We start from the raw sequence: 24,062 nt of genomic DNA, 5'->3' as shown, positions 1-24,062 counted from the left end.
ACAATGTTTCGTAATAAGAAACAAGAGAGGGGAAGAGAATAATGGGCGAATACGTACAAAAAGGGAACATCCAAGTCGCCAAAGTGTTGTACGACTTTGTCAACGAGGAGCTTCTGCCGAACAGCGGGTTGGATCAAGACAAGTTTTGGAGCGATTTCGGCGCGATCATTTCCGACTTGACGCCGCGCAACAAAGAATTGCTCGCCCGCCGCGACGAAATTCAAGAAAAATTGAATGAGTGGCATAAAGCGCATCGCGGCCGCTTTGATTTTAACGAATATAAAGCATTTTTGACAGACATCGGCTATTTGGAGCCGGAAGTCGAGGACTTTGCGATTACGACCGACAATGTCGACGATGAAATTGCCGTGCAAGCCGGGCCGCAGCTCGTCGTGCCGCTCACGAACGCCCGCTATGCATTAAACGCTGCCAACGCCCGTTGGGGCAGCTTGTACGACGCGCTGTACGGCACCGATGCCATCAGCGAGGAAGACGGCGCCGAGCGCGGTTCGTCGTACAACCCGGTGCGCGGGGCGAAAGTCATCGCCTACGGGCGGCAGTTTTTGGATGAAGCAGTGCCGATGGCGGGACACTCTCACAAAGACGTCGTTCAATATGCGGTTGCGAATGGCCAGCTTGTCGTGACGATCGAAGGCGGGGCGACGACGGGGCTGAAAGAGCCAGAAAAATTTGTCGGTTTCCAAGGCGACCCGCAACATCCGACAGCGGTGTTGCTGAAGAACAATGGCCTTCACATTGAAATTCAAATCGACCGCGAGCATGCGGTCGGAAAAACGGATAAAGCCGGCATCAAAGACATCGTGTTGGAGGCGGCGGTCACGACGATCATGGACGGCGAAGATTCGGTGGCGGCCGTTGACGCCGAAGACAAAGTGCTCGTTTACCGCAACTTGTTTGGTCTCGTTAAAGGCGATTTGACAGCGACATTTGAGAAAAACGGCAAAATCATGACGCGCTCCCTGAACCCGGATCGCGTATACAAAACGCCGGATGGCGGGGAGCTCGTGCTGCCGGGTCGTTCGCTCATGTTCGTGCGCAACGTCGGGCACTTAATGACGAACAACGCGATCTTGCATGCGAATGGCGAGGAAGTGCATGAAGGGATCATGGACGCCGTCATTACAAGCTTGATTATGAAACATTCGCTCATCGGCAATACACGCTACTTGAATTCGCGCAAAGGTTCCATCTACATCGTCAAGCCGAAAATGCACGGATCGGCGGAAGTGGCGTTTGCCAACGAGCTGTTTGACCGTGTCGAAGATATGCTCGGCCTTGAGCGGAATACGATTAAAATCGGCGTGATGGACGAGGAGCGCCGCACGTCGATCAACTTGAAAAACTGCATCTACCAAGTGCGCGACCGCATCATTTTTATCAACACCGGCTTCCTCGACCGGACCGGGGACGAAATTCATACGTCGATGGAAGCGGGGCCGATGCTGCGCAAAAACGAGATGAAATCATCGACTTGGCTGCAGGCGTATGAAAAATCGAACGTCGCCGTTGGGCTTGCCGCCGGCTTCCGCGGCCGGGCGCAAATCGGCAAAGGAATGTGGGCGATGCCGGATTTGATGGCAGAAATGCTGAAGCAAAAAGGAGCGCAGCTCAAAGCAGGCGCCAATACGGCATGGGTGCCGTCGCCGACAGCGGCCACGCTCCATGCGCTTCATTACCATCAAGTGAACGTCTCCGCTGTGCAAAGCGAACTGGCGAACGATCGGAACGATTATCGCGACGACATGTTGCAAATCCCGGTCGTTGACCACCCGCAATGGACAGCGGAAGAGATTCAAGAAGAGCTCGACAACAACTGCCAAAGCATTTTAGGCTATGTCGTCCGCTGGATCGACCAAGGGATCGGCTGCTCGAAAGTGCCGGACATTCACAACGTCGGACTGATGGAAGACCGGGCGACGCTTCGCATCTCGAGCCAAATTCTCGCCAACTGGCTCCATCATGGCATTTGCACGAAAGAGCAAGTGCTTGAGACGCTCAAGCGGATGGCAAAAGTCGTCGACGAACAAAACGCCGGCGATCCGAACTATCGTCCGATGGCGCCGAATTACGATGATTCGGTGGCGTTCCAAGCGGCATGCGATCTCATTTTCCGCGGCTATGAACAGCCAAACGGCTATACCGAGCCGATTTTGCACCGCCGCCGTCAAGAAGCAAAAGCGAAATTTGCCGCCATTCAGCAATAAACGCCAAAAGCTGTATAAGGAACAAGGGATGGATGACCTTGTTCCTTCTTATCTATTTTGATCAGAAAATTAAGAAAATAAATAGAGAAAGGAGGCAGCTCCTAGTTACTACTGGCCGGTTGTCAAACGCAAAGCAGCACAAAAGGCGGTACAAGGGGATAGGGGAAGGCTAGTAGCTAGGGATCAGTGATGGAACATTTGCGAGAACGAGCGTTGCTTGTCCATCGGCAGGCAAAAGGAAAGCTGTCAGTTGAAGTGAAAGTGCCGGTCGTGAATGCCAATGATTTAAGTCTCATTTATTCGCCGGGAGTGGCTGAACCGTGCAAAGAAATTTACGTCGACCAAGACGAAATGTACAACTATACAGTGAAGGGCAATTTTGTCGCCGTCATCTCGAATGGCACGGCGGTGCTTGGGCTTGGCAACATTGGCGCGCGGGCGGCGCTTCCGGTCATGGAAGGGAAAGCCGCCTTGTTCAAAGCGTTCGCCGGGATCGATGCCGTGCCGCTTTGCCTCGATACTGAAGATCCGGAACAAATCATTCAAACGGTCAAGTTGCTGGAACCGGCGTTTGGGGGCATCAATTTGGAAGATATCGCCGCCCCCGCCTGCTTTGTCATTGAAGAGCGTCTTCGCCAAGAGATGGCGATCCCGGTGTTTCATGATGATCAGCATGGCACGGCGATTGTCGTGGCCGCTGGGCTGACGAACGCCTTAAAAGTCGTTGGCAAACAGCTCGCCGATTGCCGGGTTGTCATCAACGGAGCTGGCGCTGCCGGGGTGGCGATCGCCAAATTGCTGCTGTCGATCGGAGTCGGCGAACTGATCGTTTGCGACACAAAAGGAGCGATTTATGAAGGGCGCTCGCATGGGATGAACGCCATCAAGGAAGAAATCGCCCGGCAAACGAACCGCCGCCGCGTCTCCGGGACGCTTGCGGACGTCATTCAAGGCGCGGATGTGTTTATCGGTGTCTCGGTTGCTGGGGCGTTGACGCCGGCGATGGTTCGGAAGATGAACCGCGGGGCGGTCGTATTCGCCTTGGCCAATCCGGTGCCTGAGATCATGCCGGATGAGGCAAAAGCCGCCGGAGCCGCCGTGGTCGCGACTGGCCGGTCGGATTTGCCAAACCAAGTGAACAACGTGCTGGCGTTCCCCGGCGTCTTCCGCGGAGCGCTCGATGTGCGGGCGACGCAAATTAATGAGGCGATGAAAATCGCCGCCGCCGAAGCCATCGCCGGGCTGATCCAGCCGGAAGAGTTGACCGAGGAATACGTCATCCCGAACCCGTTTGACCGGCGTGTTGTCGAAGCGGTGGCTTCCGCCGTCGCCCGCGCCGCCATTGAGACAGGGGTGGCTCGAATCAAGGAAAAAGACGAGGAACAAGATCGTGTCAGAGAGGGGTAACTGCCGATGAAATTTGTTCGTTTTCTCGCCGACGGCGCGATTCGCGCCGGTGTGGTGAACGATGAAGTGATCCGCGAAATCGAAGGAAATATGTTTGCTGATTGGGATTATACGGGAAATGTATTCCGCTATGATCGTGTTTCGCTTTTGGCGCCGCTTGCGCCGCGCCATGTGATCGGCATCGGCGCCAACTATGTGGCTTCCCATGAACAGCTGCCGGCTGAAATGCCGGACATTCCCGTCTTTTTCTTTAAACCATCTTCATCCGTCGTCGGGCCGGAAGCGGAGGTTGTCATTCCAAACGCGGCCGGTGAAGTGAAATTTGAATCCGAGCTGGCGGTCGTGATCGGCAAAGAAACGAAGCAAGTAAGCGAGGAAGATGTATGGGCGCATATTTTTGGCTATACGGTCGCCAACGATGTCACCGCGCCGCAGTTTTTCCACCCGGACGGCCATTGGACGATCGGCAAATCGTTTGATACATTCACCCCGCTTGGCCCGGTCATTGAAACAGAGCTTGATCCTCGGGCCGTATCGGTGAAAGCGCGGGTCAATGGCGAGGAAAAACAAAACAGTCCGACTGAGTTGATGATCATTTCGATCAGTAAAATGATCTCGTATTTGTCCCATGTTATGACGTTGCAGCCAGGTGACGTCATTTTAACCGGAAGCCCGGTCGGCGCCGAGCTCGTCGGTCCAGGGACGGTCATTGAATGCGAAGTGGACGGCATCGGTACGCTCCGCAATACGTTTGTCGCCGCCAAAGCGCCGGCCGTTTCCATCCGACGCACATAACGAACCCGCGGCATCCTTGCGCCAAAGAAGCAAAGCATCAGGTGTGCCAGCGGTCAAAGCATTCCGTTTTGACGGCAGCGCCGCGCCGCTCACCTGCAAAAGCCCGGCCGTTCGTGTATAATGGCGAGCGGAGAGAACAAATCGAGGTGAATGCGATGGAAAGAGAAAACATGGTCAAATCTGTCCGCCGGGCGCTGCAAATCATCGACATCGTCAGCGGGAAAAAGGATGGGCTGGGCGTTACGGAAATCGCCAGACAAATGGACATCAACAAAAGTTCGGTGTACCGCATTTTAACGACGCTCGCCCAATACGGTTATATCGAACAACATCCGGAAACGGAGCGGTATAAGCTTGGGTACAAGTTTTTAGAGCTCAGCTCGAAGCTGCTCGATTCCATTGATTTGCGTCAAGAGGCGAAGCCATATTTGCGCCAGCTTGAAAAAGAAACGAACGAGGTCATCCACCTCGTCGTCTATGACCAAGGGGAAGTCATTTATATTGAAAAATTGGAAGGAACGGAGACGCTGCGCATGCACTCCAAAGTCGGCAAGCGGGCTCCGATGCATTGCACGGCGGTCGGCAAGGCCATTTTAGCCCATTTGCCGCCCGCGGTGGCTGCAGAGATCATCGATCGGAAAGGACTGCCGAAGCATACCGATTGGACGATCACCGACCGAGAGGCATTTTTCCGCGAACTTGAGACCGTCCGGCAAAACGGGTATGCGCTTGACTTGGAAGAAAACGAGTACGGTATCCGATGTGTTGCCGTTCCGATTTTTGACTATACCGGCGGCGTCGTCGCGGCGATCAGCGTTTCCGGCCCGACGATCCGCATGACGGACGACCGCATCACATCGCTCACTGTGCGCATGCGGCAGATCGGCAAAGAACTGTCGGCAAGGCTCGGCTATCGTGGAGCCCATTCCGTCCAGCTGTAGCGGCTGGACGTTTTTTTTTGTGCCAAGAAGAATGACCCATGTGGATGCCGCCTTGGCGGGGAAGATGAGAGGAAGGCATCCTTTTTCCAAAACCGTTCAGATACAATCGAACGTTCTGTCGTTCGGCCGGCTCCGATATATCGGTTGTCTGCCAGTTTGAAACGAGAGAGGACTGCCTCTGGGTGGGCGTTTTTTGTAGTGCAAACAAACGGAATGCATGTAAAATAGAAAACGAGGTGACTTGCGACGTGAAAAAACAGACGCTTTCGGAATGGATCGAACAGCTTCGCCAAGATCCGAATGTCGTGTATTGGCATGAAATCGAACCGAAAGAAGCGAATTTCGTTCCGTTTCCAGACGAACTCGATCCGCGGCTTGGCGCGGCGCTCAAAGCGCGCGGCATCGCTTCGTTGTATACGCACCAGGCGGCCGCTTATGACGCGGTCCAAAGCGGGCGGAACATTGTCACTGTGACGCCGACCGCTTCAGGGAAAACGCTTTGCTACAATTTGCCGGTGCTCGATGCCATTGCCAAAGAGCCATCGAGCCGCGCCCTGTATATCTTTCCAACGAAGGCGCTCGCTCAAGATCAAAAAAATGAACTAAACGAGATCATCGCCGAGATGGGGGTGTCGATTTACAGCCATACATACGACGGCGACACGGCGCCGGCGCTGCGGCAAAAAATCCGTCAAGCGGGCCATATTGTCATCACCAACCCAGATATGCTCCATACGGCCATTTTGCCGCACCATACGAAATGGATTTCTCTTTTTGAACAGCTGCGCTACGTCGTCATCGATGAACTGCATACATACCGCGGCGTATTCGGCAGCCATGTGGCGAACGTCATCCGCCGCTTAAAGCGCATTTGCGCCTTTTACGGGAGTCGACCAACGTTTATTTGCACGTCGGCGACGATCGCCAATCCGAAAGAGTTGGCGGAGCGGCTGATCGGCGAACCGGTGACGCTTATTGACAACAATGGGGCGCCGCGCGGGCGGAAATATTTTGTGTTTTACAATCCGCCGGTTGTCGAGCGGACGATGAACATCCGCCAAAGCGCGACAAAAACGGCCGTTGAGCTCGCAAGACAGCTGCTTGTCAACCGCATTCCGACGATCGTTTTCGCCCGCAGCCGCGTCCGTGTCGAGTTGATTTTAAGCCATTTGCAGGCGGTGGTGAACGAACGAATCGGCGATACGACGATCCGCGGCTACCGCGGCGGCTACTTGCCGAACGAGCGGCGCGCCATTGAAAAAGGGTTGCGCAGCGGGAAGATTATCGGTGTGGTGAGCACGAATGCGCTCGAGCTCGGTGTTGATATCGGCCAATTGCAAGCGTGCATCTTAACAGGGTATCCGGGAACGATCGCCAGCACGTGGCAGCAAGCCGGGCGCGCCGGCCGGCGCCAGGGCGATTCGCTCGTTGTGATGATCGCAAGCGCAAGCCCCCTCGATCAGTACATCATCTCCCATCCAGAATACTTTTTCGCCCGCTCGCCGGAGGCGGCGCGCATCAACCCGGACAATCTGCTCATTTTGGTCGATCATATCAAATGCGCCGCCTATGAGCTTCCGTTCCGGCGCGGCGAGACGTTCGGCGGCGTCGAGGTCGAAGAGGTGCTCGACTTTTTGGCCGAGCAAGGGGTGCTAAACGAACGCGCTGGGCGCTGGCACTGGATGAGCGACGCGTTTCCCGCGCATGATATCAGTTTGCGCTCCGCGGCTCAGGAAAACGTCGTCATCATCGATATTTCCGACACTGCCCGCCATCGCGTCATTGGCGAAATGGACCGCTTCAGCGCAATGACGCTGCTTCATGATGAAGCGATTTATTTGCACGAAGGAGCACAATACCAAGTCGAAAAGCTCGACTGGGAGGAGAAAAAGGCGTACGTCCGCCAAGTGGATGTGGAATATTTTACGGACGCCAATTTGGCTGTCCGGCTTGATGTGCTGTCGGAAGACCGGAGCGAAACGCGCGGACAAATGGCGGTGCGTTACGGTGATGTATCGGTCCGAGCGATGGCGACGATTTTTAAAAAGCTGAAGCTGTCGACGTTTGAAAACATCGGATCAGGGCCGATCCGCCTTCCGGAGGAAACGCTTCATACGTCGGCGGCGTGGATCGAGTGGGAGGCGGTGCCGTCACGGTTTTCCCCGGCGCTGTTTGAACAACTCCTTGTCGGCATCGCCAATGTGCTTGGTCATCTCGTGCCGGTGTTTGTCATGTGCGACCGGTCCGATCTTCACGTCGTGCCGCAGCTTAAGGCGCCGCATTCCGGACGGCCGACGATTTTCCTTTATGATCGCTATCCAGGCGGAGTCGGCCTGTCGGAGGCGGTGTTTGAACGGTATGAAGAGATCATGAAACATGTGAAAGAATGGGTCGAACGCTGCCCGTGTGCGGACGGCTGCCCATCGTGCATCGGCATTTCAAGCGCTGACGGACCGTCGTTGAAGCGCGAACTTGTCCAGTTTTTGGACGAACAACTTGCTGTTTGGGCCGGTCCGTCCGTTTAAGCGTCGTCATGCGTGTTTTTGCCGAGTGTGGGAGAATCAACTTATAGAAGCAAGCCGACGTCAAGCAAGGAGGGGGTGAACGGATGAAGCCGAAGTTGGCGCAATGGAAAGAATTGCTTGCCGCCCGGCATAAAAAGGAGAACGATGAAGAAAAAGAAGAAGAGAAACCGGACGGACGACCTGTGACGGACGTGCTGTATGCCGACGTTTGGCGGGAGTACGGCGCCAAGCCGTATTGGTTTGCCGGCGATTACTGCCTCATTCGGGAAACGGTGTATCCGCTTGACTATCAGCACGGCCGCTATCGGCTCGGAGCGCTGTATGAAGTGCACGAAAGATGGCAGGAAGCGCCGTTTTCCCATCCGCTCTCCTGCCGCGGCTTTGCCGTTCGCGACTTATTCTTTTTTGACACGGAGACGATGGGACTTTCAAGCGGGGCGGGAAACATCATGTTCTTGCTTGGCCACGCCCGCATTCTTGGCGATTTCGTCACCATCCGCCAGCATCTTCTGCCATACCCAGGGGCGGAAGTGGCGCTCTATCAAAGTTTTTTGTCTGACGTCGATTATACGACGCTTGTTACCTATAATGGAAAAGCGTTCGACTGGCCGCGCCTGAAAACGCGCCATGCGCTTGTCCGCAACATGGTGCCAAAATTGCCAGCGTTCGGTCATTTTGATTTGTATCACGCCGCCCGCCGCTTATGGAAAGACAAATTGGATTCGCTGCGCCTTTCGGAAGTGGAGCGGCACATTCTCCATGTCGAGCGGGGCGATGATGTGCCGGGCTTTTTGGCGCCGATGATGTACAAGGAGTTTTTGCAAACGCCCCATCCAGACCGGCTCATGCCAGTATTGCGCCATAACGAGCGCGACGTGTTGTCGCTCATTGTTCTCTACATTCACCTATCCGTTCAGCTGCTTGAAGCGGACCGGCTCGCTGACCCCAAGGAGCAGTTGGCCGCCGCCCGTTGGTTCGAAGCGGTCGGGGAAACAGCGGCTGCAAGGGGGGTGTACGAGGAGGCGAGCGGCAAAGGGGCGAAGGAAGCGCAGGCGGCGAAATGGCAGCTTTCGCTTTTATACCGAAAAGAAAAACGATATGAAGAGGCTGCTCTCCTTTGGCGCGACTTGTTGATCCACGGAAATGGCTATTGGAAGGCGAAGGCCGGGCTTGAACTGGCGAAGGTGTATGAACATTATTTCCGGGATGCGGCCGAAGCGCACCGTTATGCCGTTATGGCATATGAAGCGTGGAGGTCGCTCGCTAAGATGAGCCGACAACATAGCGAGAAAGAAGAAGCGGAATGGCGCAGGCGGCTCGCGCGGCTTGAACGCAAGAAAAACGGATGAGAACTCGTCCATTTCCCTGGCAAGCGCAAAATATGACAGAAAACGAAAATGTTTCGTCTTTTTGTTGTGAATCTTGTAGAAAAAAGAAAAAACGTGTACAATGGCATCGGAATGAACGAAAACGATGGCAGGGAGAAGAAGACGATGCGGAGCATGTACAAAAAAATTTTGTATCTCTTTTTTATTGTCGTCGGTTTGACGTTTGTCGTGTTCAATTATATCTATTAATGAACGTCAGAGCGGCCGGCGCCGCATAACGGATTCAAAAAGACGAATGACGATGCCAAAACGTCCGAAGCACCGGGGGCGAGAGAGCCGGTAGATTGTTGGCGCGAATGGCTCTTCAAAATGGGTGTTTATACTAGTACGAGTCCACTCCGTTCATCATAGGCTAGTATTGTCAAGCAACAGCCTAAATTGATGAAAGGAGAGGAATATGATGCATTGCCTGCCGAATGTAACGGCGCCGATCGTTCATCCGCCTCGTTGCAACGTTTTGCATCATTTCGAAGCAACGATTGTGCCGCATATCCATCCATCGCATACGACGCATGTTTATCATCACCTGTATGAACATCAACATTATTTCCCGCATACGGAATCGGCGGTGGCTCAGGCTGCCAATCGCCATCTGTACTGCCCGGGTCCGGGACCGATGCCATTTCCGCCGTTTCCGCTTCGATAGTAAGGGCCAAAAACAGAAGCCGCTTTGTCGGCTTCTGTTTTTTTACGGATGGAAAACGCCGGCAGCCGGCGGCGTTTGGGCGGGAGGACGGCGTTTCGGCGCCGCCGGGAAGTCTGCTTGGGCGCCATGCGGCTTCCCGATCGATGCGGCAAGCCAACCATCAATTGACAACCGGCTGAATTTCTGAAAAAATAAAGAGAAGATGATCGTTGAATGCGGATTGAGGTGAAAAGCCATGTCAGCCCACCAAGTGAAACTGACGCCGAAAGACATTTTAGAAAAGGAATTTAAGGTAAGCATACGGGGGTACAACCAAGACGAAGTGGATCAATTTTTGGATCTCATTATTAAAGATTATGAAGCATTTCAGCAAGAAATTGACGAGCTGCGCCAGGAAAACGCCCGACTGAAGCGGCAAGTCGAGGAGCTTCAAAAACGGCCGGCGATGTCGGCGGGAACGACGAACTACGACATTTTGCAGCGCCTTTCCAACTTAGAAAAGCATGTGTTTGGCCGGAAACTGTATGAATAACCAGCCGGCAGGGCGAAGTTGATGCAGGGATTTCTAATTTTTTCTTCTTGATTCTCACACCAAGATCAGCTATACTGTAAGATGCTCGCAGCGTTAATCATGTTCGGGTAATCGCTGCGGCCGGTTTCGGCCGTAGAGGAAAGTCCATGCTCGCACGGTGCTGAGATGCCCGTAGTGTTCGTGCCTAGCGAATCCATAAGCTAGGGCAGTCTGGCTTCGGCTGGGCTGACGGCGGGGAAAGAACCTACGTCCGCATGCGGATATGGTTCGATTACCCTGAAAGTGCCACAGTGACGCAGCTCTAAGGGAAACCTTAGAGGTGGAACGCGGTAAACCCCACGAGCGAGAAACCCAAATGATGGTAGGGGCACCTTCCCGAAGGAAATGAACGGAGGGAAGGACAGGCGGCGTACGCTGCCTGTAGATAGATGATTACCGCCGGAGTACGAGGCGAAAGCCGCTTGCAGTACGAAGGTACAGAACATGGCTTACAGAACATGATTAACGCGGTGATTGGAATCGTGGGAAAGCCCTCCTGCAGGAAGGAGGGCTTTCTCTTTTGTGTGTTTTCCTTCCATATGACTATAATGGAAGTATAGGCCATGAATGAGGATACATACATCTATCAGATAGGGGGAACAAGATGACTTCGTTTTCGCTGATTGCCACGGCCGCGATGGGGCTCGAATCAGTCGTCGCGGAAGAAGTGCGCCGGCTTGGCTATGAGTGCCAAGTGGAGAACGGCAAAGTGACGTTTGAAGGCGATGCGCTCGCCATTTGCCGGGCCAACCTTTGGCTGCGCACCGCTGACCGCGTGAAGCTGAAAGTCGGTGAGTTTCGAGCGACGACGTTTGAGGAGTTGTTTGAACAAACGAAGGCGTTGCCATGGGCCGATTACTTGCCGAAAGATGCCGAGTTTCCGGTGATCGGGAAGTCGGTCAAATCAACGCTGTTCAGCGTTTCCGACTGCCAAGCCATTGTGAAAAAGGCAGTCGTCGAAAGCTTAAAAGCGCGCTATCATTTGTCGTGGTTCCCGGAAACCGGGCCGTTGTATCGGATCGAGGTGGCGCTTCACAAAGATATCGCTACGTTGACGATCGATACAAGCGGCGCTGGGCTGCATAAACGCGGCTACCGTGCTCGCCAAGGGGAGGCGCCGCTAAGAGAGACGCTCGCGGCCGCCTTAGTGTTGCTCACCAATTGGACGCCCGATCGCCCGTTCGTCGATCCGTTTTGCGGGTCGGGCACGATTGCCATTGAGGCGGCGCTGATCGGCCAAAACATCGCCCCAGGGTTTAACCGGGATTTCGTCTCGGAGCAATGGCCGTGGATCGGGGAATCGGTATGGGAAGAGGCGCGCCAAGAGGCGGAACAGATGGCGCGTTACGACCAACCGCTTGATATTTGCGGGATTGACCTTGACCCGCACATGGTCGAGATCGCCAAGATGAATGCAGCCGAAGCGGGGCTTTCCGATCTCATTTCTTTTCGGGAGGGCCGCGCCGAGCAGTTTCGGACCGATGCACAATACGGGGTGATCGTCGGCAACCCGCCATACGGCGAACGGCTTGGCGAACAACGGGAGGTCGAAGCGCTCTATCGCGCCATCGGCCGCGCCTTCGCCGCCTTGGATACGTGGTCGGTGTACATTTTAACCGCCCACCGCGGTTTTGAAACGCATTACGGCCGCCCGGCGACGAAGCGGCGCAAACTGTTTAACGGCTTTATTGAAACGCATTACTACCAGTACTGGGGGCCGCGGCCGCCGCGCGAAGCTCGAAGTTGACTTCTCGGCGGCCATCGATCATAATATTGTTTTGTTACTAGGGATCGGGCGCGCAACAAACTTGTTGCGCGCTTATGCATGATATGCCGGGTGAGTTTATGCCAATTGGAGGGGTGGCGACGATGGGCCATGAGCGTTATCCGTTTGTTGTAGAAAAAAATGAAAACTTTTTTGATAAGTTGAGCCAGTGGATCGGCGATGTTTTTTATGACATTTTGCCGGAAGCCGGCTTTGAGCTGCGCGACGAGCAAATTTATATGGCGTTTCAGCTCGAGCGGGCGTTTCGAGAAAAAAAGGTGATCTTCGCCGAAGCGGGAGTTGGCACAGGGAAAACGATCGTGTATTTGCTGTATGCAGTCTGCTACGCCCGCTATACCGGCAAGCCGGCCATTATCGCCTGTGCCGATGAGACGCTCATTGAGCAGCTCGTCAAAAAGGAAGGCGATATTGCGAAGCTATCCAACGTGCTCGGGCTGGAAATCGACGTCCGGCTGGCGAAATCGCCGGATCAATATTTATGTTTGAATAAACTGGAAGAAGTGACGACGTATGACGATGACGACATCGAGCTGTATGAGCAAATTTACGATGAACTTCCGGCCTTCGTCCATGACAACAAACCGTTGCAGTCGTTCTACCGCTACGGCGACCGAAAAGAATACGCCCACCTGACTGATGAACAGTGGAAAAAAATCGCCTGGGATCCGTTTCAAGACTGTTTCACGTGCGAAAAGCGGCATCGCTGCGGACAGACGCTTTGGCGCGACTATTACCGGAAGGCGGCGGATTTGATCGTCTGCTCGCACGATTTTTATATGGAACATGTTTGGACGTATGAAGCGCGCAAGCGGGAAGGACAGCTGCCGCTGTTGCCGGAAGCGAGCTGTGTCGTGTTTGACGAAGGGCATTTATTGGAGTTCGCTGCGCAAAAGGCGTTGACATATCGAATGAAAGAGACGACGCTTGAGACGTTGCTGACACGTCTTCTTGAAAACGACATCCGTGAAGAGCTCGCCTATTTAATTGAGGAGACGCTGGAGACGAGCACGCGCTTTTTTGATGAGCTGAAAGCGTGCGCGAAAGACGTTCCGGGTTCGAACCGGAAAGAAATTTTGCCGTCGCCGCGTCTTGAACAATGGGCGAAGCGGCTCCGCGGCCAAATAGTCGAAATCGGCAACGAGCTTGTGTTTGAAAGCGAGACGTATACGATCGATCATTACCAGCTGAACATTGTGGATGAATATTTGGACCAAATCCAGTATTCACTCGATTTGTTTTTGAAAAACGCCGACGCCATTACGTGGCTTGAGTCGTCGCGTCAAGAGGCGACGTTTGTCGTCATGCCGCGCACCGTTCAAGAAGTGTTGCGCGAAAAAGTGTTCAGCAAACGAATGCCGTTTATCTTTTCGTCAGCGACGCTATCGAGCGGAAAATCGTTTGCCTATATCGCCCAAAGCTTAGGCATTGATGACTATTTATCGTTCAGCGTGCCGTCGCCGTTTGATTACGACGAACAGATGACGATTTTTATGCCGACGTTCCGCGCGGATGAGACGCTGTTTGCCAAAAAGTACGAGTACGCGCTCGAAAAGCTGCGCAAAACTGGAGGCCGGGCGCTCATCTTGTTCCCGACGCGCGAGGAGCTTCTTCAGTTTAAAGAGGCGGCAGCCGGCGAACCATTTTCGTTTTTGTTTGAAGGCGACCGCGAAATCAGCGATTTGGTCGCTGGATTTCAGCGCGAGGAAGAGACGGTGCTTTGTTCCGAACATTTATGGGAAGGACTTGACATCCCGGGGCCGTCGCTTTCGAACGTCATGATTTGGTCGCTGCCGTATCCGCCGAATGATCCGGTGTTTCAGGCGAAGCGAAAAGCGTATAGCAACCCGTTTTGGGACGTCGATGTGCCGTATATGCTTCTTCGCCTTCGCCAAGGAGTCGGACGGCTCATCCGCACGCGCGATGACCGCGGCATTGTTTCCATTTTCGTCACCGACAGGGAAGATGAACGGGTCATTGCGGCGATCAAAGACGTGTTGCCGACAGCGGTGAGGGAAGAATGATATTCTTCCCTTTTTCATTTTCCACAAAAATAGCATTTTCTCGCTGGCAAGCAGGAAAATGGCACCTTGTTATGGAAATGATGATACGGCCATGAAATACATAGGGGGACTGAGTATAGTGAAACCAATCGAAGCGCAGTTTTTGCAATACGTGAAAAAAATGACGGGCTACCGCGAAGCGATTGGCCTCATGTATTGGGATTTGCGGACTGGCGCCCCGAAAAAAGGGGTCGAGCAGCGATCAGAAGTGATCGGCATGCTGTCAGAAGAAGTGTTTCGCATGTCGACATCCGAGGAGATGGCAGCCTTTATCGCCAAGCTGTCGCCCAAAGCCGTCTACGAGCAGCTGGATGACGTGACAAAGAAAACGCTTGATGAATGCAAAAAAGAATACGAGCGCAATAAAAAAATTCCAGCGGATGAATACAAAGAGTTTGTCGTGCTTTGTTCCAAAGCGGAAAGCGTTTGGGAAGAAGCGAAAGCGGCTGCTGATTTCGCCCGGTTTCGCCCGTATTTGGAGCAAATCATCGAGTTTCAGCGCCGCTTTATCCGTTATTGGGGGTATGAAGGACACCCGTACAATACGCTGCTCGATCAATACGAGCCGGGCATGACCGTCGATTTGCTTGACGAACTGTTCAGCCGCCTGCGCGAACGCATCGTCCCGCTTGTGCACGCCATTTCCGCCGCGTCCGACAAGCCGGATGTGTCCTTTTTGTTCGCGCCGTTTCCAAAAGAAAAGCAGCGCGCTTTTCTGCTTGAGTTGCTTAAAGAGCTCGGCTATGATTTTGGCAAGGGGAGACTTGATGAGACGGTCCATCCATTTGCGATCGGGCTCAACCCGAACGATGTGCGCATTACGACGCGCTACGACGAGCGCGACTTCCGCACCGCGGTGTTTGGCACGATCCATGAATGCGGCCATGCGCTGTATGAACAACACATTTCCGAGTCGCTTGTCGGCACTCCGCTTGCAAGCGGGGCGTCGATGGGCATTCATGAATCGCAGTCGCTCTTTTTTGAAAATATGATCGGACGCCACTATGGGTTTTGGAAGCGGCATTACCCGCGCCTGCAGCAATACGCGCCCACGCAGTTCGCCGACGTTTCGCTTGATGCGTTTTACCGGGCGATCAATGAAGCGAAGCCGTCGCTCATTCGTATTGAAGCGGACGAACTGACGTATCCGCTCCATATTATCATCCGCTATGAAATCGAAAAGCAGCTGTTTGCTGGGGAGCTGGAAGCGATCGACTTGCCGGATGTATGGAATGAGAAATATGAACAATACCTTGGCATCCGCCCGCACAACGATGCGGTCGGCGTGTTGCAGGACGTCCATTGGTCCGGCGGCAGCTTCGGCTATTTCCCATCGTATGCGCTTGGCTATATGTATGCGGCGCAATTCAAGCAAGCGATGGAAAAAGAGTTGGATGTAGCTGGGCTGCTTGAAGAGGGGAACATCGCACCGATCCGTGAATGGCTGACCGTTCATATCCACCAGTTTGGAAAAATGAAAAAGCCGCTCGAACTTGTGCACGATGCGACGGGCGAAACGCTGAAAGCCGATTATCTTATTCAATATTTAGAAGAAAAATATAAGGCGCTTTATCGATTATAGAACAGGCGCGTCAGTGCAAACATCGTTCTTACGCTGTTCGTTTCGTTTTTCTGTCGACAAAGTCCTATTGTGTCTCGGTTTTATGCACATAAAGAGGAAGGTGTCCCGATCGCTTGGGGACACCTTCTTGTTTCACCATAATTTGTATCCTTTCGACCCCGGCGGAGCGTTTTGAATGATGTCGATGATCGGCACCGTATAGGCGATCAAAATGAGCGCAACGACGAGGCCGATCCAAAGCTTCCAGTTTTCAAGCGCCAGTGCAGCCCGTTCATACGGAGCAGCTGCCTCGGCGACCGGAAACTCCGTTTCGCCTTTCGGGGCGAAAAAGGCCAAGTTGATCACGATGACGAGAATCAAAATAATGCCGATGAACAAGATGGTGCCGCCGACCGCTTGCGCGATTTGGTACGGAATCCATTCAAGCGCTTGCGGCGAATTGCCGTACGTTGAGAACGCCGAGCGTCGCGGTGCGCCGAGCAGACCGGCAAAATGCATCGAGCCGGACATGAACGTCATCCCAACCGCCCAAACGATCGTTTGAATGATGGCGAGCCGGTTCATCGCTTTCGTCATCACCCGGCCGGTCAAATGCGGAATGAGCCAGTATGACGCACCAAAAAATGTGAGGACGACAGTCGTTGCCACCGTTAAATGGAAGTGGCCGGTCACCCAAATCGTATTATGGACGACTTGGTTGAGTTGGTGCGAGGCGTTAATAATCCCGCCGGTGCCGGCCGGAATGAAAAACAGCATTCCGACAAACGGAGCGAAAAAGCGGGCGTCGCTCCACGGGAGTTTCCGCAGCCAGCCGAACAAGCCGGTCGCTCCCTGCGAGCGGCCGTACGATTCAAACGTCGCAAACATGGCGAACGCGGTCATGAGCGACGGAATGATGACCATGAACGTCAAGACGACTTGCACGTATTTCCAAAACGGCGAAATCCCCGGCTCAAGCAATTGGTGATGGAAGCCGACCGGAATCGAAAACAGCAAAAACAAGATAAACGCCAGCCGCGCGAGTGAATCGGAGAACATTTTGCCGCCGATCACTTTCGGAATGACGGCGTACCAAACCATATACGCCGGCAATAGCCAGAAGTAGACGAGCGGATGCCCGAAATACCAAAACAGCGTCCGGCTCAAGAGCACGTTCACCCGATCCGTGAGCCCAAGCGACCACGGAATGAGCTGGAAGACGACGGTGGCGGCGACGCCAAGCGAACAGACGAGCCATAGCACCATATTCGTCACTGACATGAACGCCAGCAGCGGGCTCACTTGACCGCGGTGCGTTTTCCGCCAGCGGGCATAATGAGCGAACATCGCAAAGCCGCTCACCCAGCTGCCGACGACGACAAGCGCCAAGCCGATGTAAAAGCCGGCGTGCGCTTGCAGCGGCGCGTAAAACGTATATAAGACAGACGCCTTACCGGTTAAGATGAAAAACGCACTCATGGCTGTTCCGATTGTCATCAGCCAAAAACCGATCCAACCGGTCCGGCGCGAACCGTCTGAGAGCGCCCCGGTTGTACGGCTGACCGCGGCGAACTGAAAGCCGATAATGAAAAACGTCGTCAGCACGAGTCCAAGCAAGACGCCGTGCGTCGTCAAAATCGTGTAATAGCTGATCCCAGCCGGGAGCTCAAACTTGCCGGAACGGACTAATGTTTGCAATAGGCCGGCGAACCCCCCGAGCGCGAGGGCGGTAAAGGCGACGAACAAATGGGCAAGCGCCAGTTTCGCATCGCGGCGATCGACTTTTTCCAACGGTTGTGCCATATTACTCCACCACCTTTATGCGCGCCGTCATCATATGGTGGCCGGCGCCGCAATATTCGTTGCAAAGAATCGTATATTCGCCCGGTTTGTCAAACGTGGTTGTTAAGCTGTTCACATAACCGGGTTCGACCATCATGTTCACGTTCGTTCCCGGGATTTCAAATCCGTGGATGACGTCTTTCGAAGTGACGTTGATCGTCACTTTCGCTCCTTTTGGAATTTCGATCGCATTCGGTGTAAAAGAAAACGCGGCGACGACGATGTTCAACTCGTATTCCTTGTCTCCTTTTTTGACGAGCCCCGGATGATCAAACGGCGGGGTCGAATCGACTTTTTCTGGATCGATCGTTGTCAGGCAGCTCGGCGGCTGCTGTCCGGCGGCGAATGCACTTACGCCGACGACCGTCAAAAAAACGATCAAACAGCCGATGCCAAACGCAAGCCAAATTTTTTCATACTTATGGATGTGCATACCGATTCCCTCCTTTGCCGCTTACAGGCGGTGCAAAAATAAAAAGTAGACGCTGACCCAAGAAAAAATGACGAAAAAGCCGAGCAGAAACACAGAGGCCAGCGTGCCTTTGAGCGCCGGCTCTTTTTCCTTTTTCGTTTGCCGGGCCGCTGTGATCAGTTTTGCCATGCCGTATCCCTCCTCTTTGTTGGATTCATCCCCCATAACAGCAATTCGGCAGGTGCGCCAAACGGCCAATTTCCCTGCTTTGACACTATCATAACTGTACAAAACTGGGGCAACAGTGACTTTTCTCACAAAAACGATGCTGGAAGTGTGAACAAATGGTGACGTTTGTGAAAAAATGATGAAGACGTCATTTTCTCTCGCGGCAGCAGAGCCCGCCAATGTTCTTTTTGCTGGCATGTAAAGCGCCGGCGATTGAACAGGCAATGCGATGCAGCAAAGAGATTAAGCCTATCATAAAGACGCTGTTTGCCACCCGTTAAAGCAACGGCTTCTGTCAAGGCGAATATCGAAATAAACGAATGATTGAAAGTTTTTTTGTTTAATGTTCGTGTTTTTTTTGAAAACCCGCTTTTCAAACACGCCCCCTCATGGTATACTGCTAATAACTGAATCGCGCTGACTCACTCATATAATCGCAAGAATATGGCTTGCGAGTCTCTACCAGCCGACCGTAAATCGGCTGACTATGAGTGGCAATGTCAAGGGAAGGCGGCAATGGATGTTTTGCGCCTTTCTTTTGCCTTGGCTTAAAAGACATTGCCTGACTCATGGAATGAGTGAGGCCGGTGTTTTTTAAGCTTTTTTTATTGGGGGGAACCAAATATGCGTGAGTTGCTTGAGAAAATCGCCGCTGAAGGGGAGGTCGCGGCGGACGGGGTGCTGAAAGTCGACCGGTTTTTAAACCATCAAGTGGATCCTCAGCTGATGAAGCGGATTGGCGAGGCGTTTGCTGTCCGGTTTCGTGACGAGCGGCCGACGAAAGTGTTGACGCTCGAGTCGTCCGGCATCAGCCCGGCGCTTATGGCCGCCTATGAACTCGGCATTCCGCTTGTCGTTGCCCGCAAGCGGCGGCCGTTGACGATGACCGGCGACGTGTACCGCACGGAAGTATACTCCTTTACAAAGCAAGAGGCGAATGAAATCATCGTTTCTCGCTCGCTGCTTGGCCGCGGCGACCGGGTGCTGATCATTGATGATTTTTTAGCCAACGGCCAAGCGGCGCTCGGAATGGTGGAGATCATCGAGCAAGCGGGGGCTGATATGGTTGGCATCGGCATTGTCATTGAAAAAGCGTTTCAAGACGGCGGCCGGCTGCTTCGTTCGCGCGGCTTCCGCGTTGTGTCGCTCGCCCGCATCGCATCGCTTGATGGTGGCGCCATTCAATTTGCTGACGAGGTGATGAGTCGATGAAGATGAAATGGTGGCAAGTCGGATCGCTCGGCATCCAACATGTATTGGCCATGTACGCCGGGGCGATCGTCGTTCCGCTCATCGTCGGCGGGGCGCTGCATTTAACGAGCGAGCAGCTGACGTATTTAGTGGCCATTGACTTATTGACGTGCGGCATTGCGACGTTTTTGCAAGCGTGGAAAAACAAGTGGTTTGGCATCGGCTTGCCGGTTATGCTTGGCTGCACATTTACGGCGGTCGGGCCGATGATCGCTATTGGCGGACAGTACGGGATGCCGGCGGTGTATGGGGCGATCCTCTGCGCCGGAGCGGTTGTGGTGCTCATCAGTCCGTATTTCGGCAAGTTGCGGACGTTGTTTCCGCCAGTTGTCACCGGTTCGGTTGTGACCGTCATTGGCTTGACGCTCATCCCGGCAACGGTGAACAATATGGCCGGCGGACAAGGGGCGAAGGACTTTGGTGATCCGGCTAACTTGGCGTTGTCGTTTGGCGTGCTTGCGCTCATTATCGTGTTGTACCGTTGCTTCAAAGGGTTCATTCGCTCCATTGCCATTTTGCTCGGCATGGCAGCTGGCACGGCGGCAGCGGCCACGATGGGGAAAGTGGACTGGACAGCGGTCGCTGAGGCATCGTGGGTTCATTGGCCGCAGCCGTTTTACTTCGGCGCTCCGTCGTTTCATGGCCCCGCTGTTTTAACAATGGTGCTCGTCGCGATCGTCAGCCTTGTTGAATCGACCGGCGTCTACTTCGCTTTATCCGACATTTGCCGCCGCCGGCTGACGGATGAGGATTTGGCGGGCGGCTACCGCGCCGAGGGATTGGCCATCATCATCGGCGGGCTGTTGAACGCGTTTCCGTACACGACGTACTCGCAGAACGTCGGCCTTGTCCAATTGTCGGGCGTGAAAACGCGCAGCGTCATTTACGCTGCTGCTGCGTTTCTTGTCTTGCTTGGGTTCGTGCCGAAAATCGCCGCGGTGGCGGCGATCATACCAGCTCCAGTTTTAGGCGGGGCGATGCTCGCGATGTTTGGCATGGTCATTGCCTACGGTGTGAAAATGTTAGGCCAAGTTGACCTAACTGTGCAAGAAAATTTGCTGATCATCGCCTGTTCGGTCGGCGTGGGGCTTGGGGTGACGGCGGTGCCGAACTTGTTTGCCGAGCTGCCGACCGGCTTGCGCATTTTAACCGACAGCGGCATCGTCGCCGGCAGCATGACCGCCATTATCTTAAACGCCGTCTTCCATCTAGGCAAAGCGAGAAAATCAGTTGCCCTGCCGCTGCAGGAACAAAAAATTTCATAATGGTGTTGATCGCTTTTATAGCCATCTTCGTTTTCCGGCCACTGCTCGGGAAATGGGGGTGGCTTTTTTATTGGCGTGTCGATTGACAGAGAAAATGATAGAAACTGGTGGAGGGATGATGGTATAATGGAAAGCGAATAGGAAAGGGGGTGAAACAATGGATGAATGGGTGGAGCGCCTTTTCGATGAGCTGCGGCAAATACGGAATCAGATGGCGACCAAACAGGATGTTGTACGGGTGAATGATCGCATCGATCGGCTTGAGCAAACGGTGAGCGCGACGAAAGAGGATGTTGCGCGGTTAAACGGACGCGTCGGGCAACTCGAAGAGACCGTGGCAGCGACGAGAGAAGACGTTGTCCGGATGAATGATCGCATCGATCGGCTTGAACAAACGGTGAGCGCGACGAAAGAGGATGTTGCGCGGTTAAACGGACGCGTCGGGCAACTCGAAGAGACCGTGGCAGCGACGAGAGAAGACGTCGCATCGCTGGATGGGCGCATCGGAACCATCGAGCGGACGATGGCAACGAAAGAGGATGTCGCAGTGCTGGATGAGCGCATCGGGCAGCTCGAAGAGACCGTGGCGGCCAACAGAGACGACATTGCGGCGCTCGACAGCCGGATTGGGCGCATGGAACAAACGATGGCGACGAAAGAGGACGTTGCCGAATTGCCGTTTATTCGGCAAGCTGTCGTGGAAACGTTAGAAACGCTCCATGAAATTTCGGCGATGAAACAAACCCTCACAGAAATGCAACAAAAAGTCAATGAAGTCATTGCCGGACAAGCGCGGCAAGAGCTCGTACTTCAATCCCTCGCTTTGCACTTGCTCGAGCATGAAAGTGAAATCCGCGCGCTAAAAGCGAGATAAATAACGAACCTCTCCTATTGTACATCCTCGCTGATGATCATGTTTCTTCCAAAACAGGCCGGTTTTGTCCGCGCCTGTTTTTTGATTGCAGCAACTTTTTTTGGCTGCGAAAACTAATATAGATGCAACGAAGAAGTTTAACATATCCTTGACGGAAAAGCGGTTGGCCTCTTTTCGACTGTCGGAGGAAAGCCACAGGCTTCTCTGTCACGCCAAGGCGTGACGGAGGACCGAACAACCGCCTGCTTCACAGACCCATATATGGGTCTGGAAGCGGCGTTGTTCGGTCGCCCGACAGTCGATCAAATACTGGGTAAAAGTTGCAAATGGTAAAGCTTCAAATTGCATCTATATAGAGATCCATCCGCTGTTCCTGAAAAAACGGGTGTACAAACATATTTTCCATTGCATATAGTTTGGCTTGTTGCGCATCCTAATAGAATAAAGAGGAACAGACCGAGGTGTTTGTATGCCGGTTCTTTTATCCGTCGGCACAGCAAGGATGCCGTATACAGCCTCCCAAAACGAGGTGAAGCAGCATGTCGCCAGGCTGTTCGCCGGTCGAATGGCGCGTGCGGAGCGGCTGCTGCAGGCGTTTGACAACAGCGGCATTCATACGCGCACGTTTGTCCAACCGCTTGCCTGGTACAGCGCGCCGCGCGGTTTCGGTGAAAAAAATCGGGTGTACATCGACCGTGCCGTCCGCTACAGCCGAGAGGCGGTCAATGACTGTTTGCGCAAGGCTTCGTCCGTCCCTGTTTTGCATGAGGAGATCGATGCGCTGTTTTACATCTCAACGACAGGGCTGTCGACGCCGAGCATCGAGGCGCGGCTGATGAACGTATTGCCGTTCTCCCCTCATGCCGTAAGAGTGCCGATTTGGGGGCTCGGTTGTGCGGGAGGGGCGGCTGGGCTCGCCCGGGCAGCCGACTATTGCCGGGCGTTTCCGAATGCCAAGGCGCTTGTGATCGCCGTTGAGTTTTGCAGTTTGACGTTTCAACTCAATGATTGGTCCAAAAGCAATGTGATCGGTACGTCGCTTTTTTCCGACGGCGTGGCGTGCTTGCTTGTGGCCGGCGACGGAGCGGCGCCGACAGCTGGCGCGCCGCGTGTCATCGCCGCCCGCTCGGTGCTCATGCCCGGCTCGGAAGACGTGATGGGCTGGGATGTTCGTGACGAAGGTTTGTTTGTCATCTTTTCAAAAGACATCCCGGCGATCGTTCGCTCTTGGCTGCGCCCGCAAGTCGAGTCGTTTTTGCAGGAACATGGGTTAGGACTTGGGGATATTCATTATTTCATCGCCCACCCGGGCGGGAGGAAAGTCATTGAAGCGTACGAGGAGGCGTTCGGATTCGGTCCGGAACAGACAAAAGCCGCTAGAGACGTGCTCGCCCGCTACGGCAACATGTCGTCGGCCACCGTGTATTTTGTGCTCGAACAGATGATGCGGCAGCCGCTTTCGCCCGGGAACGGCCTGCTTATCGCTCTCGGCCCGGGCTTTAGTGCGGAAATGGTGCTGCTTCAATGGGGGGGATGATCGTGCGGTTTTGGTTCGTGTTTTTGGCGGTTGCCGGCATGCGCGTCATTGAGCTTCGGCTTGCAAAACGGAACGAACAGTATGTGAAAGCGCTCGGGGCGTGGGAGTTCGGCGCTCGCCATTACCCGTTGATCGTATTGATGCATGTCGGTTTCTTTTTGTCGTTGGCTGTTGAGGCGCTTCGAAAAGGCGCGCGCCCGTCGCGCCGCTGGCCGCTTTTGTTTCCGCTTTTTCTTGTCGTGCAAGGGCTGCGCGTATGGACAATTGGGTCGCTCGGCCGTTTTTGGAATACGAAAATTTTGATCGTGCCAAACGGCCAAGTAGTGAAAAAAGGGCCGTACCGATGGCTTCGCCACCCGAACTATGTGGTTGTCGCCTTAGAGATCGCGCTGTTGCCGCTTTTGTTTCAAGCACCGATCACCGCGCTTGTCTTTTCACTTTTGAACGCATTTTTGCTGTCGATTCGCATCGCGGTTGAGGAAAGAGCGCTGGTGGCGCTCACCGACTACCGGGAGGCGTTTCGGGAGCGGCCGCGTTTTTTGCCCCGGTTAAGGGGGGAGGCTGCCATCCGCAAGATGCGGCAAGCTGAAAGCAGCGGACAAATGAAAAACAGCCCTTGAGCCGTCTATGATGGCATCTGTTCGCCGTTCGCCTGCGGGCGGCGGCAGGGCGTTGCCTCTTTCTCTATGTCATCCTGTCGGGTTACGGCGGGATTTTTCTTTTTTTCTATTGGGAAACGGGGCGAAAT

21 protein-coding genes, 1 other RNA gene and 1 riboswitch are annotated in these 24,062 nt (G+C 54.1%); of the genes, 17 read left to right on the top strand and 5 right to left on the bottom strand.

The window, feature by feature from the left end:
* Positions 1-41: 41 nt before the first annotated feature.
* From GC56T3_RS10360 to GC56T3_RS10325, 7 genes are all read left to right on the top strand, one after another.
* Positions 42-2,225 carry a malate synthase G gene (locus GC56T3_RS10360; protein ID WP_013145471.1) on the top strand — a complete coding sequence of 728 codons (2,184 nt, stop codon included), beginning with the start codon at positions 42-44 and terminating at the stop codon, positions 2,223-2,225.
* Between the two features lie 189 nt (positions 2,226-2,414).
* Positions 2,415-3,632 carry an NADP-dependent malic enzyme gene (locus GC56T3_RS10355; protein ID WP_013145470.1) on the top strand — a complete coding sequence of 406 codons (1,218 nt, stop codon included), beginning with the start codon at positions 2,415-2,417 and terminating at the stop codon, positions 3,630-3,632.
* 6 nt (positions 3,633-3,638) lie between these two features.
* Positions 3,639-4,427: a fumarylacetoacetate hydrolase family protein gene (locus GC56T3_RS10350; protein ID WP_013145469.1), complete on the top strand. Its 789-nt coding sequence runs from the start codon at positions 3,639-3,641 to the stop codon at positions 4,425-4,427.
* A gap of 155 nt (positions 4,428-4,582) precedes the next feature.
* On the top strand, positions 4,583-5,368 hold the full coding sequence (locus GC56T3_RS10345; RefSeq protein WP_013145468.1) for an IclR family transcriptional regulator: 786 nt from the start codon (positions 4,583-4,585) through the stop codon (positions 5,366-5,368).
* 248 nt (positions 5,369-5,616) lie between these two features.
* Positions 5,617-7,893: a DEAD/DEAH box helicase gene (locus tag GC56T3_RS10340; protein WP_013145467.1), complete on the top strand. Its 2,277-nt coding sequence runs from the start codon at positions 5,617-5,619 to the stop codon at positions 7,891-7,893.
* 83 nt (positions 7,894-7,976) lie between these two features.
* On the top strand, positions 7,977-9,242 hold the full coding sequence (locus GC56T3_RS10335; RefSeq protein ID WP_013145466.1) for a ribonuclease H-like domain-containing protein: 1,266 nt from the start codon (positions 7,977-7,979) through the stop codon (positions 9,240-9,242).
* A gap of 439 nt (positions 9,243-9,681) precedes the next feature.
* The gene (locus GC56T3_RS10325) at positions 9,682-9,927 is read left to right on the top strand and encodes a CotD family spore coat protein (RefSeq protein ID WP_025950050.1); all 246 of its coding nucleotides are present in this window, start codon (positions 9,682-9,684) and stop codon (positions 9,925-9,927) included.
* A 42-nt stretch (positions 9,928-9,969) separates the two neighbouring features.
* Here GC56T3_RS10325 and GC56T3_RS10320 read toward each other — a convergent pair whose 3' ends face one another.
* Positions 9,970-10,164, bottom strand: coding sequence for a hypothetical protein (locus GC56T3_RS10320; protein ID WP_041468429.1), 195 nt, complete (start codon positions 10,162-10,164; stop codon positions 9,970-9,972).
* Here GC56T3_RS10320 and gpsB point away from each other — a divergent pair.
* The 5 genes from gpsB (at position 10,163) to GC56T3_RS10300 (ending at position 15,926) form a co-directional block, all read left to right on the top strand.
* A complete protein-coding gene (gene gpsB, locus GC56T3_RS10315; RefSeq protein ID WP_011231037.1) occupies positions 10,163-10,459 on the top strand; it encodes a cell division regulator GpsB in 297 nt (98 codons plus the stop codon). The two genes, GC56T3_RS10320 and gpsB, sit on opposite strands and share 2 nt — an antisense overlap.
* 99 nt (positions 10,460-10,558) lie before the next feature.
* Positions 10,559-10,955: RNase P RNA component class B (rnpB, locus tag GC56T3_RS18695), an RNA gene on the top strand.
* Positions 10,956-11,102: 147 nt separating this feature from the next.
* A complete protein-coding gene (locus GC56T3_RS10310) occupies positions 11,103-12,245 on the top strand; it encodes a class I SAM-dependent RNA methyltransferase (RefSeq protein ID WP_013145464.1) in 1,143 nt (380 codons plus the stop codon).
* A gap of 122 nt (positions 12,246-12,367) precedes the next feature.
* Positions 12,368-14,305, top strand: coding sequence for an ATP-dependent DNA helicase (locus GC56T3_RS10305; RefSeq protein ID WP_013145463.1), 1,938 nt, complete (start codon positions 12,368-12,370; stop codon positions 14,303-14,305).
* Between the two features lie 118 nt (positions 14,306-14,423).
* Positions 14,424-15,926, top strand: coding sequence for a carboxypeptidase M32 (locus GC56T3_RS10300; RefSeq protein ID WP_013145462.1), 1,503 nt, complete (start codon positions 14,424-14,426; stop codon positions 15,924-15,926).
* Positions 15,927-16,058: 132 nt separating this feature from the next.
* Here the strand turns inward: GC56T3_RS10300 and GC56T3_RS10295 are convergent, their stop codons facing one another.
* The 4 genes from GC56T3_RS10295 to GC56T3_RS10280 form a co-directional block, all read right to left on the bottom strand.
* Positions 16,059-17,708 carry a b(o/a)3-type cytochrome-c oxidase subunit 1 gene (locus GC56T3_RS10295; RefSeq protein WP_013145461.1) on the bottom strand — a complete coding sequence of 550 codons (1,650 nt, stop codon included), beginning with the start codon at positions 17,706-17,708 and terminating at the stop codon, positions 16,059-16,061.
* A 1-nt stretch (position 17,709) separates the two neighbouring features.
* Positions 17,710-18,180, bottom strand: coding sequence for a cytochrome c oxidase subunit II (locus tag GC56T3_RS10290; RefSeq protein WP_011231043.1), 471 nt, complete (start codon positions 18,178-18,180; stop codon positions 17,710-17,712).
* A 21-nt stretch (positions 18,181-18,201) separates the two neighbouring features.
* Entirely contained in the window at positions 18,202-18,348 is a 147-nt protein-coding gene (locus GC56T3_RS10285) for a cytochrome c oxidase subunit 2A (RefSeq protein ID WP_013145460.1), read from the bottom strand.
* A gap of 125 nt (positions 18,349-18,473) precedes the next feature.
* Positions 18,474-18,764 (bottom strand): hypothetical protein, encoded by a 291-nt coding sequence (locus tag GC56T3_RS10280; RefSeq protein ID WP_041468426.1) that lies wholly within the window; start codon positions 18,762-18,764, stop codon positions 18,474-18,476.
* Positions 18,765-18,793: 29 nt separating this feature from the next.
* A riboswitch (purine riboswitch) is annotated at positions 18,794-18,895 on the top strand.
* A 116-nt stretch (positions 18,896-19,011) separates the two neighbouring features.
* Here GC56T3_RS10280 and GC56T3_RS10275 point away from each other — a divergent pair.
* The 5 genes from GC56T3_RS10275 to GC56T3_RS10255 all read left to right on the top strand — a co-directional run bounded on the left by GC56T3_RS10275 (position 19,012) and on the right by GC56T3_RS10255 (position 23,934).
* Entirely contained in the window at positions 19,012-19,599 is a 588-nt protein-coding gene (locus GC56T3_RS10275; protein WP_013145459.1) for a xanthine phosphoribosyltransferase, read from the top strand.
* Complete coding sequence (locus GC56T3_RS10270; protein WP_013145458.1) at positions 19,596-20,903, top strand: nucleobase:cation symporter-2 family protein; 1,308 nt, start codon at positions 19,596-19,598, stop codon at positions 20,901-20,903. Before GC56T3_RS10275 ends, GC56T3_RS10270 begins: the two co-directional genes overlap by 4 nt.
* A 157-nt stretch (positions 20,904-21,060) precedes the next feature.
* Positions 21,061-21,777 carry a hypothetical protein gene (locus GC56T3_RS10265; protein ID WP_013145457.1) on the top strand — a complete coding sequence of 239 codons (717 nt, stop codon included), beginning with the start codon at positions 21,061-21,063 and terminating at the stop codon, positions 21,775-21,777.
* Positions 21,778-22,246: 469 nt separating this feature from the next.
* Positions 22,247-23,314 carry a type III polyketide synthase gene (locus tag GC56T3_RS10260; protein WP_013145456.1) on the top strand — a complete coding sequence of 356 codons (1,068 nt, stop codon included), beginning with the start codon at positions 22,247-22,249 and terminating at the stop codon, positions 23,312-23,314.
* Positions 23,311-23,934 (top strand): isoprenylcysteine carboxyl methyltransferase family protein, encoded by a 624-nt coding sequence (locus GC56T3_RS10255; RefSeq protein ID WP_013145455.1) that lies wholly within the window; start codon positions 23,311-23,313, stop codon positions 23,932-23,934. The genes GC56T3_RS10260 and GC56T3_RS10255 overlap by 4 nt, the downstream gene beginning before the upstream one ends.
* Positions 23,935-24,062: the final 128 nt, after the last annotated feature.

It is taken from the genome of Geobacillus sp. C56-T3, assembly GCF_000092445.1.
GTDB classification, from domain to species: domain Bacteria; phylum Bacillota; class Bacilli; order Bacillales; family Anoxybacillaceae; genus Geobacillus; species Geobacillus thermoleovorans.
This window is presented reverse-complemented; position numbering and strand designations above follow the sequence as displayed.